Below are 11150 nucleotides of genomic sequence, written 5' to 3' on the forward strand. Positions count from 1 at the left end.
AAGCGTTGAAGTGTGACAGTTACTTTGCTGCTCCGTATCACTCTTGGGAAAGAGGTCAGAATGAGAATGCTAATGGGCTACTCAGGCAGTATTTCCCCAAGTCGATGGAGCTTAATAACGTTACAGAAAAAGAAGTCATCATAGCGGTTGATAAGCTGAATAATAGACCTAGAAAATGCCTTGACTACAAAACACCTTATGAGGCTTTCAAAGAGTTAACTGGGATTGATGTAAGAAAAGTTATGGGTTATGTATTTATTACTTGAATTCAAGAGTCGAGATTCAAACTACTAAGAACGTTAAATATCGATATTTTTGATGGCTGTAAGAGTAACAAGGATCGAACTGGCATCTTCGAGACCATGATGCAAACAATGTTAGTGCAAGAATATGCTGATAAAACCAATCATACGCTTAAAAAATCAGAACTGATTCCAGAGCACTTTCTGGTTCAGGCTGGTCACGTACAAATTCAGCAGCTCAACACAGGTATTCCAAGATACAAAATCGACAGAACCACAAGGGGGGTAATCGATAAAGAGGTATACAAATCAGTAACAAGGAATAGGTTAAAGGAGCTTTTTCTCTCCCCTTCGAGCACATCAAAGAGGAGGTAATAATGTATCAGTAACCCATTAAACAGAAAACGGGTAAGCTATTGGCTCATGATGCTGGTAGCCTGTAACCTCAAAATCATCCACTGTCACCCAGCTCTCTATGTCTTCCAGAGACTTTATATCAGGATTTATACTGAATTGAGGCGATGGATAAGGCTCCCTTTTCAACTGAACTTCTTTCATTAACATCAGCTGATCTTCATAAATATGCGCATTCACGATTTTATGGTACGCCTTACCAGGCTGATGCCCGGTAATTTGCGCCATGATGGCAAGTAACGCATACACTTGAACCTGATTAAAGTTCAGCCCAAGAGGCACATCACAGGAGCGCTGATAAGACGTCAAATACAGTGTATCTCCCAAAAGAGAGAAGGTATGGGTGTGCATACATGGGCGCAAACACCCAAGGTCAAACTCGCCAGGATTATAAAACGTCAATATCTCACCACGGTCGTCTATACCCTGACTCAGGTTATCGACGATTTTACGTAACTGATCAACATGACCGCCTTCCGGTTTTTTCCAGGCTCTCGCCTGTACTCCGTAAACACGTCCCATATCATCCTCACCTTTACGGTTCGGGTTCGCCAGCCAGCTGTCGTTTTCATTGGCATTCGCATTCCAGGTATTGCAACCAATAGCACGGAATTGTTCAGCGCTGTCATAGCCCCGTAAATAGCCCAGAAGTTCCGCAATGGCTGCTTTCCAGAAGCTTTTTCTGGTTGTGATCAGAGGAAACTGATTGCCAGCCACATCGTATTCGAGGTCTGCATTCACTACGGTGAGGCAACGCTTACCCGTTCGTTTATTTTCAATCCAGACACCGTCATCCACAATGCGCTGGCATAATTCCAGATACTGTTTCATTTTTTCTTCGATCCAGCCTTTGTCTGTTTTTTCAACCAGAGCGCATCATCACTGTTCATACCATCCACCAGCGGATATTGTCGAGCGCCCCACACCATAAAGAAAATGCCCAATGCCACCATCGGCAAAGACAACAACTGCCCCATAGTCAGCCAATCAAACGCAATAAAGCCCAACTGCGTATCTGGCTCACGAACAAATTCAACAATAACCCGGGCTAATCCATAAATGAGCAGGAAGAGCCCTGAAACAGCCATTCTTGGCCTTGGTTTTGCTGAAAACCACCAAAGGATAGAAAAAAGAACAATGCCTTCAAGGAAAAATTGATAAAGCTGAGATGGATGCCTGGCCAACTGAGTCGGATCTGAAGGAAAAACCATAGCCCAGGAAACATCCGTCGCCCTTCCCCACAGCTCACCACCAATAAAGTTCCCAATGCGTCCTAAACCTAGGCCGAGAGGAACCAACGGCGCGATAAAGTCCGTCACCTGAAAGAAAGACTTCCCCTGTGAACGGCCATAAAGCCACATAGCCACTAAAACACCTAATAGGCCACCATGGAAAGACATTCCCCCATCCCAGACCTTTAATAGCCAGAGTGGATCCCTGAGAAAATAATCAAAGTTATAAAACAACACATAACCGGCGCGCCCACCGAGGACGACACCCACGGCACCATAAAATACCAGGTCACTCACCTGCTCAGGCTTCCACAAGCCATTAGATGTTTTCGCTCGGTAGCTCCCCAGCCACAAGGCCAGAGAAAACCCTGCCAGGTACATCAGACCATACCAGTGAACGCTCAGCGGCCCCAGACTAAAGGCAACAGGATCTATTTCGGGATAGGCAATCACAAACCGGTTCCAGCAATCATTTGAATAGTGCTCCAGTGTAACAAGGTATCCGCCCGAGGAGCCAGCAAACAGGTGGCACCCTGAATTCAACAGCTGGCACTTGGCCATTTGCCGGAACCGGAATCAACGGCTTAATTGGTGAGGACACAGGAAATAAACCATTAAAAAATAAGCTGTTATTTTGACGCTTATCGGTATTTTGCAGTTACAGAGGATGTTATGCGCCGATTATTTATTGCCCTTATCACAGTGGTGTATTCACTGCTCAGCCAGGCCAGTCAGGAATCCGAAAGGAAAGAAGCCCTTCAATGGTTATCTGAGCTTCCGGAGCACGGCATTGATGTTCAGCCAAAGCATTGGCAACTGATCGGTAACACCCCCACCAAAGACCAAATTCGTGAAGTGGTGAATCTTTACACTTGGTATATGGATGCCGGTATTCTTAACCGGCATTACTATCAGCCGGGGTGGACCATCAAAGACGTGGCAACCAGCCCAAAATATTCAGGCCTTACTCCACCTCTGGATCGTATCAGCCCGGATGTCCCTGAATACAAACATCTGATCAAAGCGCTTAAACAATTACGCAATTGGAAAAGAAACGCCTACAGCCTATTTCCTAACGACTTCATACTGTTCGATGGCGACAGTCACTCAAGCATCAAGTTGCTTAATCAATGGCTGGAAAATCTGGATCTCGCGGATGATTTGCCAGACGACGTTTACACTCAGGCTCATAAAGATGTACTCACGGAAGTTCAGCTAAGGTTCAAATTGGTTCCCGATGGACGTCTGGGCAATATGACACGGCAGGCACTGTTATCTATTACTAATGAACGCATCAGAACGGTAAAAGCCAATCTGGAGCGTTTACGCTGGCTACCCAGAACGCTTCCATACCCAAGAGTCTGGGTTGATATTGCCGGCTACACAACCCGCTATCAACGCAACCCTAAAGACAGCACCACTCACAAAATCATTATTGGTGTCCCCCACAAGCAAAGTCCCATTTTGCAAAGTGAGATTGAAAAGATAACCATCAACCCAACCTGGAAAGTCCCTCACAGCATCGCCAAAAGCCTGCTTAAGAAAGAAAAGCAAAATCCGGGGTTTTTTCTAAGGGAAAAATTCAAGGTATACAAAAGCTGGGATGACAACAGCCCGGAAATTGCTCCAGACTCAGTAAACTGGAAAGCGGTAACCCCCAAATCTTTCACTTATCGACTTGAGCAACAACCGGGTGAACTTAACCGCCTTGGGCAGTTTAAGCTGGGCTTTAAAAATAGCTTTGGTGTTTATTTACACGACACTGATAAGCCTGAATTATTTGAAAAAGAGCGAAGAGCATTTAGCTCAGGGTGTATCAGAGTTCATCATGTCAAGGCTCTGGTTGAAACCATTGCTAAAGAACAAGGGCTCGCCAGTGAATTGAAGGCAGCATTAAACGGTAATTATTCCGATACGCTTGAGCTCAAGAAAAAAATACCGGTCTACACCGTGTACTTTACTGCCTGGCCCGATAAGAATGGCCGCGTGCGCTTCCGGGAAGATATCTATCAACTGGATAACGCCTTGATCAGCGAATTTTAGCTGGCTATTTTTTAGATAACCAACTGTACTCCAACAACCACCAAAAGAATGGCAAACAGTTTCTGCAGTTTATCTGCGGGTAAATTATGAGCCAATCGAGCACCTAATCTCGCCAGAAATACACTGGTGACTACAATACCGATAAAAGCTGGCCAATAAACGTACCCTGTCGTCATATCCGGCAGTTGTTGATTTCCCATTCCCAATATCATGTTTGATACAGAGCCCATCACGGCAATAGGAAGCCCGCAAGCAGCTGATGTTGCAACGGCTTTTTGCATGGTCAGACCAATCCGACGCAAAAACGGTACGGACAATGTCCCTCCGCCAATTCCGAACATACTGGAAATACCGCCAATCACAACACCTGCAATCACGAGAAGTGGCTTACCGGGAAACCTGCCACCTTCACGAACCTTAAAGCCGAACCACATTTTTGCAGACACACCGATCGCAAAAATACCAAACAGTGTCTGGAGAAAGTGCCCGCTCAGATTTACCGCCGTATAAGCACCTAAAAAAGCACCCACTAAAATACCAGCACTGACTATTGAGAATAGCTTCCACTGCACCGCATGTTCTTCCTGATGCGCTTTAATTGAACTCAGTGACGTCACAATCATTGCGGCCAAAGAAGTACCAACCGCCATATGAGTCAGCACTTCAGGTGCAAACCCCTGCAGTTTGAAACTATAAATCAGAGCAGGCACGATAATCAGACCACCACCGACTCCAAACAATCCAGCAGTTAACCCTGCGCTGGCACCCAGCAGGAGATAAAGAAGAATGGTCATTACAAATTTCCAGATTCTGATTAAGACTAAAGATATGTGCCAATGATATTTTTGACAACTGTCAAACTGTCTAAAGGGCAATTAACGTTTATAATTCAACTGCTCGATAATTATACGACGACATGTATTCAAAACATCAAAAAACTCAGATATAGTGTTCTGATACCTTTATGGCAAACAATCAAAAAATCAACACCTTACTCCCTTCCAATTAATTTTTCTGCCTGAAAAATCAAACCGTAAAACCTATAGACTTTCATCTTCATAAGTTCTATAACGTTAATATGTTCGCATTTTTCTTTATCTATTAGATCACTGGTTAAATGTCGTTCATTAAGGATTGAAGACTCCGAAAATCATAATTATGCAGTACGCCAAACAAGACCTAAAACGATCAGGCGAGGGGGAAACCAGATGTCCATATTTGCTCAATATCAGCAGAGATATGAAGCCGTCCAACAGGAAGAGATGAGCCTCAAGGAGTACCTGGAACTCTGCAAAACCGATCCCGGCGCCTATGCCAATGCCGCAGAACGTATGCTGCAGGCCATCGGTGAACCGGAAGTTGTAGATACAGCTCGCGATCCACGATTAAGTCGGATCTTTTCTAACAAATTGATTAAACAATACCCGACGTTTAAAGATTTCTACGGCATGGAAGAAGCCATCGAACAGATAGTTTCTTATTTTAAACACGCCGCCCAAGGGCTTGAAGAAAAGAAACAAATTCTCTATCTGTTAGGTCCTGTGGGTGGTGGTAAATCTTCACTGGCTGAAAAATTAAAGCAGCTGATGGAGCATATACCTTTTTATGCAATTAAAGGCTCGCCCGTTTTTGAATCACCACTAGGATTATTCAACCCCGATGAAGACGCCGGAATTCTTAAAGAAGAATACGGTATTCCAAGTCGCTATCTGAAATACATCATGTCGCCCTGGGCGGTTAAACGACTCAATGAGTTTGGTGGTGATATTTCGCAATTCCGTGTGGTCAAACTTTACCCTAGCCAATTGAATCAAGTGGCTGTCGCCAAAACCGAACCGGGTGATGAAAACAATCAGGATATTTCCAGCCTGGTGGGTAAGGTGGATATACGACAGTTGGAAGAATACTCTCAGGATGATCCGGATGCTTACAGCTTCTCTGGTGCACTCTGTCGTGCAAACCAGGGCATCATGGAATTTGTTGAGATGTTCAAGGCACCCGTGAAAGTGCTGCACCCATTACTGACCGCCACTCAGGAAGGGAACTACAACAGCACCGAAGGCCTGGGCGCAATTCCCTTTGAAGGTGTTCTGCTGGCACACTCTAACGAATCCGAGTGGCAGACCTTCCGCAACAACAAGACCAACGAAGCCTTTATTGACCGGGTAAACATCGTCAAGGTGCCATACTGCGTTCGTGTCAGTGAAGAGGTTCATATCTATGAGAAACTGCTGGAACACAGCTCCCTGAAAGATGCGCCTTGTGCACCAGATACGCTGAAGATGCTCGCTCAATTCACAACATTGTCTCGCATCAAAGACCCAGACAACTCTTCTGTCTTCTCAAAGATGCGTGTGTACAACGGTGAAAACCTGAAGGACACCGATCCAAACGCCAAACCTTTGCAGGAGTACAGAGACATGGCGGGTGTTGATGAAGGCATGAACGGTCTTTCTACCCGTTTTGCTTTCAAAATTTTGTCCAAGGTCTTCAACTTCGATCCGACCGAAGTGGCTGCCAACCCGGTTCACCTGCTTTATGTTTTGGAACAGCAGATTGAACAGCATCAGTTCCCGGAAGAAATCAATGATAGGTATCTGTCGTTTATTAAAGAGTACCTGACGCCCAAGTACATCGAGTTCCTGGGTAAAGAGATTCAGACCGCTTACCTGGAGTCTTACTCTGAATACGGCCAGAACATCTTTGACCGGTATATCACCTATGCGGATTTCTGGATTCAGGATCAGGAATACCGTGATCCGGATACCGGCCACATTCTGGATCGTTCTGCCCTCAGTGAAGAACTTGAGAAGATTGAGAAGCCTGCAGGCATTGCCAATCCTAAGGACTTCCGAAACGAAGTGGTGAACTTTGTTCTCAGAGCAAGGGCGAACCACGATGGTATGAACCCAAGCTGGCTCAGCTACGAGAAGATGCGTTCTGTCATTGAGAAGAAGATGTTCTCCAATACAGAAGATCTGCTGCCGGTTATCTCCTTCAATGCGAAGGGCTCTCAGGATGACCAGCGCAAACATGCGGACTTTGTCTCCCGAATGGTTGCCCACGGTTATACCGAAAAACAGGTTCGCCTGTTGTCAGAGTGGTATATCCGGGTTCGCAAATCCCAGTAACTATTGATATCCCGCCCATTAATTTGGGCGGTGCGATCCATACCCAAAGAGTTTGGAGTTGCTACGCGGCAGCAAACGAATGAAGCCCGGGAGCTTAGATCAACTAAGTGACCGGGGTGAGAGAGAGCTGCTAACAAAGTAGCAGCTTCAAAGACGACGGGTATCAACAATAATTATTGGGAGAGCGTCTTATGAGCATCATAATCGACCGACGCCTCAACGGAAAAAAGAAGAGCACTGTCAACCGACAGCGTTTTCTGAGGCGATATCGCGGTCTGGTAAAAGAAGCAGTACAGGATGCTGTGGATCAGCGCTCCATTACCGACGTTGATAGTGGCAGCAACATTACTATTCCCAAGAAAGATCTTAGTGAGCCTTTCTTCCATCATGGTCAGGGTGGTCACCACGGCCATGTGCATCCGGGAAATAAAGAATTTAATTCCGGTGACCGTATTCAGCGCCCACCCGGTGGCGGTGGTCAGGGCAGTGGTGATGGCAGTGCCAGCAACAGCGGCGAAGGTGCCGATGATTTCGCCTTCCAGATCAATCGGGATGAATTCCTTGAATACCTGTTTGATGACCTGGAACTGCCAAACCTGGTTCGTAAAGAACTGAAAGACAGCACAGATTACAAACTAAAAAGAGCGGGCTTTACTACTGCGGGTTCTCCAGATCGGCTCAATGTTATCCGTTCATTGAAAGCGGCTCATGCTCGCCGTATTGCGCTTTCAGGCAAAGATCGAAAAATCGTACGACAACTGAAGCGCGAACTGCGGGAAATGGAAGTCAGCCCCGATGCATTGGACCAGCAACGAGCCAGAGTGATTCGGGAAGAGATTACGGTTCTCAACAAAAAGTTGAAGCGCACTCCTTTTATTGATGATTTCGATCTGCGTTTCAACAACATGGCGAAAGTGCCACAACCTTCCAGCAAAGCCGTGATGTTTTGCGTCATGGATGTTTCCGGCTCAATGACCCGGGACATCAAAGACATGGCCAAGCGCTTCTTTTTGCTGCTTTACCTGTTTCTGGAAAGAAACTACGAAGCCGTGGAAGTGGTGTTTATACGACACCACAGCGAAGCCCGTGAATGTGATGAGCAAGACTTTTTCTACGCCCGGGAAACCGGCGGTACCGTAGTTTCTACCGCACTGAAACTGACCGATGAAATCATCCGGGAACGTTTCCCCACCAATGAGTGGAACATCTATATCGCACAGGCTTCTGATGGCGATAACTGGGAAGCCGACTCCAGCAAATGTCGCGACATTATTCTGGAAAAACTGTTGCCGGTTTGTCAGTACTATTCCTATGTGGAGATCACAGATCGTCATCACCAGAATCTCTGGTATGAGTATAAAGATATAGAGCAGGCAAATTCGGGCCATTTTGCCATGCAGCAGATTCGGGGATACTCGGATATTTACCCAACCTTCCGCCGTCTATTTGAGAAAAAGGAGGGAAGCCATGCTGGAAGCTAAAGCGCCTGAACAAGAAACCAGAAAACGAAAAGAGCCGTTGTCTGTCGGCTCGGATTGGACTTTCGAACTGCTGGAAACCTATGACCGGGAGTTTGCCCGCCTGGCAGACAAGTTCCGACTGGATACTTACCCCAACCAGATTGAAGTCATCAGCTCTGAACAAATGTTGGATGCCTACTCTTCGGTGGGTATGCCATTAATGTACAGTCATTGGAGCTATGGCAAAACGTTCCTGAGCAATCAGCAGAATTATCAACAAGGTCGCATGGGGCTTGCCTACGAAATTGTGATCAATTCTGACCCCTGCATTGCCTACCTGATGGAAGAGAACACAATGCCCATGCAGGCATTGGTCATTGCCCACGCTTGTTATGGTCACAACTCTTTCTTCAAAGGCAACTACCTTTTCCGACAGTGGACGGATGCCAGCGCCATTATTGATTACCTGCTGTTCGCCAAAAAATACATCTCTCAATGTGAAGAGAAGCATGGCATCAGCGCGGTAGAAGATATTCTGGATGCCTGTCATGCGCTGATGAATCAGGGTGTAAACCGTTATCAGCGGGCAACGCCCATGTCTGCAGAGCAAGAAAAAGCACAGGCAGAGGAACGGGCAGAATATATACAACGTAACCTGAATGACCTCTGGAGAACCATTCCTGTTCGTGAGAGCGAGATTGAAAAGCAGGAGAAGCGTTTCCCAAAAGATCCGGAAGAAAACATTCTCTACTTTATTGAGAAGAATGCACCGTTACTGGAAACCTGGCAGCGGGAAATCATCCGAATTGTTCGCAAAGTGGCGCAATATTTTTACCCACAGCGTCAAACACAGGTAATGAACGAGGGCTGGGCCAGCTTCTGGCACTACAACCTGATGCATGAGATGTACGATGAAGGGCTGATTACCGAAGGCTTCATTATGGAATTTCTGCATTCTCACTCCAGCGTCGTCTTCCAGCCAGAGTTTGATGATCCACGTTACAGTGGTATCAATCCATACACTCTGGGCTTCAATATCTTCCGGGATATTCGTCGAATCTGTGAAGAGCCGACAGATGAAGATCGCGAATGGTTCCCAGATCTTGCCGGAACCGACTGGCTGGACGCTGTGCATTTCGCCATGCGCAATTTTAAAGATGAAGGGTTTATTCTGCAGTACCTGTCGCCTAAGGTGATGCGGGATATGCGACTGTTCAGCATTGATGACGACGAGATCAACCCTTACCTCGAGATTGATGCTATCCATGATGACAGCGGTTATCGCCAGCTGAGAGAAAATCTGGCAGCTCAATACAATCTCGGCAATAGGGAACCCAATCTCCAAGTGTACAATGTCGATGTCCGGGGCGATCGTTCACTGAAGCTTCGACACTATATGCACCAAGGACGACCGTTGGAGGAGAAAAGCACCAACGAGATCATGAAGCATATACATCGCCTCTGGGGCTTTGATGTGAAGCTTGAGTCTGTGGATACTCAGGATCTTGTGCAATACGAGTTCAGTATCCCAGAGCCAAAAGAAGCCTAAATTATCCTTGCGGATTGGTAAGCCATTGCCAATCCGCTCCACTTTTTTAAGAATTCTGACCATACATCGCATCTGACCTGTGATTTCCCTATAGTCCCTATATACTTCCATAGTCTTTTATATCAGCAACAATAATAGTTCAGGGAGAATAAGGTTATGGGGGCGGCCGCTAAAGCAGCGACTCAGTATGTCGTGGTTTTCACCGGACAATTTAAGGAAGAAGTTAACCGACACCATGCAATTGAACGCTTCCAAAAGATCACTAATTGTTCAAATGAAAAGCTCGAGAAGATTTTCTCAGGCAAACCATTTCCACTGAAACAATCTAACGACTTGGCTTCTGTAAAGAAGCTGGTCACCCATCTCTTAAGTATTGGGCTCATCTGCCGGGTTATCCCAAAATCTAAGACCACCAAAAGCGTGATCAAAAAAACACCAAAAAAAGAAGCTCTATCCGTTAATGAAGTCACTCAACTGTTTCAAGGTGAGATTGAGCCTGTAAAAATATCCCCACTATATAGTCTACTACTCACGGTCGGTGCTGTTCTGATACTCCTGCTACCCCTGCTTTATCTGGTTATCACTATCGGTATTGCCCTGTTAACGGGTTACCATGCTTCGCACAATGTAGACCTACTACAAAGCAGTGGAAACGGGGTCGCTTCACTCTTTATGTATGGAAGCCCCATTTTTATTGGCTCAATCTTAGTATTCTTTATGTTGAAGCCATTACTGGCGCCCACTTACAGAAGAGAAATTGAAATTAAGCTTGACCCCAAAACTCATCGTCGTTTTTTTGTGTTCATTGAAGAAGTCAGTCGTCGTACTGGATCACCAATGCCCGTCGAAGTCATTGCGGATAATGAAGTCAATGCATCAGCCAGTCTTATTAAAGGTGCTTTTTCTAAAGATTTACGTCTCACTGTTGGTATGCCATTAATCTACGGTATGACAGCACAGCAGCTAGTGTAGTGCGCCGTTCTTTTTGCTGCTTAAGCGGCAATTAGCTCGAACTACCTTCTCCAGTATGTCATTAGCCTTGGCTGTCCATATAAACGGCTTGGGCTTCTCGTTATGTT

At 45.9% G+C, this 11150-nt stretch carries 9 protein-coding genes; 6 read left to right on the top strand and 3 right to left on the bottom strand.

All coding sequences use genetic code 11. The features are described 5' to 3' along the window. A partial coding sequence (locus tag AKL11_RS15875) for an IS30 family transposase (RefSeq protein ID WP_172807225.1) occupies window positions 1-266 on the top strand: 266 nt, incomplete at its 5' end. A 369-nt stretch (window positions 267-635) separates the two neighbouring features. Here AKL11_RS15875 and AKL11_RS15885 read toward each other — a convergent pair. After that, on the bottom strand, window positions 636-1487 hold the full coding sequence (locus AKL11_RS15885; protein WP_067519176.1) for a thymidylate synthase: 852 nt from the start codon (window positions 1485-1487) through the stop codon (window positions 636-638). Beyond that, complete coding sequence (lgt, locus tag AKL11_RS15890) at window positions 1484-2341, bottom strand: prolipoprotein diacylglyceryl transferase (RefSeq protein ID WP_095210466.1); 858 nt, start codon at window positions 2339-2341, stop codon at window positions 1484-1486. The genes AKL11_RS15885 and lgt overlap by 4 nt, the downstream gene beginning before the upstream one ends. Window positions 2342-2560: 219 nt before the next feature. Here lgt and AKL11_RS15895 point away from each other — a divergent pair, with 219 nt between their 5' ends. Further along, window positions 2561-3931 (top strand): L,D-transpeptidase family protein, encoded by a 1371-nt coding sequence (locus AKL11_RS15895; RefSeq protein WP_067519180.1) that lies wholly within the window; start codon window positions 2561-2563, stop codon window positions 3929-3931. Window positions 3932-3942: 11 nt separating this feature from the next. Here the strand turns inward: AKL11_RS15895 and AKL11_RS15900 are convergent, their stop codons facing one another. Continuing rightward, on the bottom strand, window positions 3943-4725 hold the full coding sequence (locus AKL11_RS15900; protein ID WP_067519182.1) for a sulfite exporter TauE/SafE family protein: 783 nt from the start codon (window positions 4723-4725) through the stop codon (window positions 3943-3945). 414 nt (window positions 4726-5139) lie between these two features. On the opposite strand from AKL11_RS15900, the gene AKL11_RS15905 reads away from it, so the two are divergent. The 4 genes from AKL11_RS15905 (at window position 5140) to AKL11_RS15920 (ending at window position 11043) form a co-directional block, all read left to right on the top strand. Beyond that, on the top strand, window positions 5140-7062 hold the full coding sequence (locus tag AKL11_RS15905; RefSeq protein ID WP_067519184.1) for a PrkA family serine protein kinase: 1923 nt from the start codon (window positions 5140-5142) through the stop codon (window positions 7060-7062). Between the two features lie 191 nt (window positions 7063-7253). Further along, window positions 7254-8543 carry a YeaH/YhbH family protein gene (locus AKL11_RS15910; protein ID WP_067519186.1) on the top strand — a complete coding sequence of 430 codons (1290 nt, stop codon included), beginning with the start codon at window positions 7254-7256 and terminating at the stop codon, window positions 8541-8543. After that, window positions 8530-10071 carry a SpoVR family protein gene (locus AKL11_RS15915; protein WP_067519188.1) on the top strand — a complete coding sequence of 514 codons (1542 nt, stop codon included), beginning with the start codon at window positions 8530-8532 and terminating at the stop codon, window positions 10069-10071. Before AKL11_RS15910 ends, AKL11_RS15915 begins: the two co-directional genes overlap by 14 nt. A 156-nt stretch (window positions 10072-10227) precedes the next feature. Beyond that, on the top strand, window positions 10228-11043 hold the full coding sequence (locus tag AKL11_RS15920; protein ID WP_067519190.1) for a M48 family metallopeptidase: 816 nt from the start codon (window positions 10228-10230) through the stop codon (window positions 11041-11043). The last annotated feature ends 107 nt before the right edge of the window (window positions 11044-11150 follow it).

This window comes from Endozoicomonas ascidiicola (genome assembly GCF_001646945.1).
In the GTDB taxonomy this organism is placed as follows: Bacteria; Pseudomonadota; Gammaproteobacteria; order Pseudomonadales; family Endozoicomonadaceae; genus Endozoicomonas; species Endozoicomonas ascidiicola.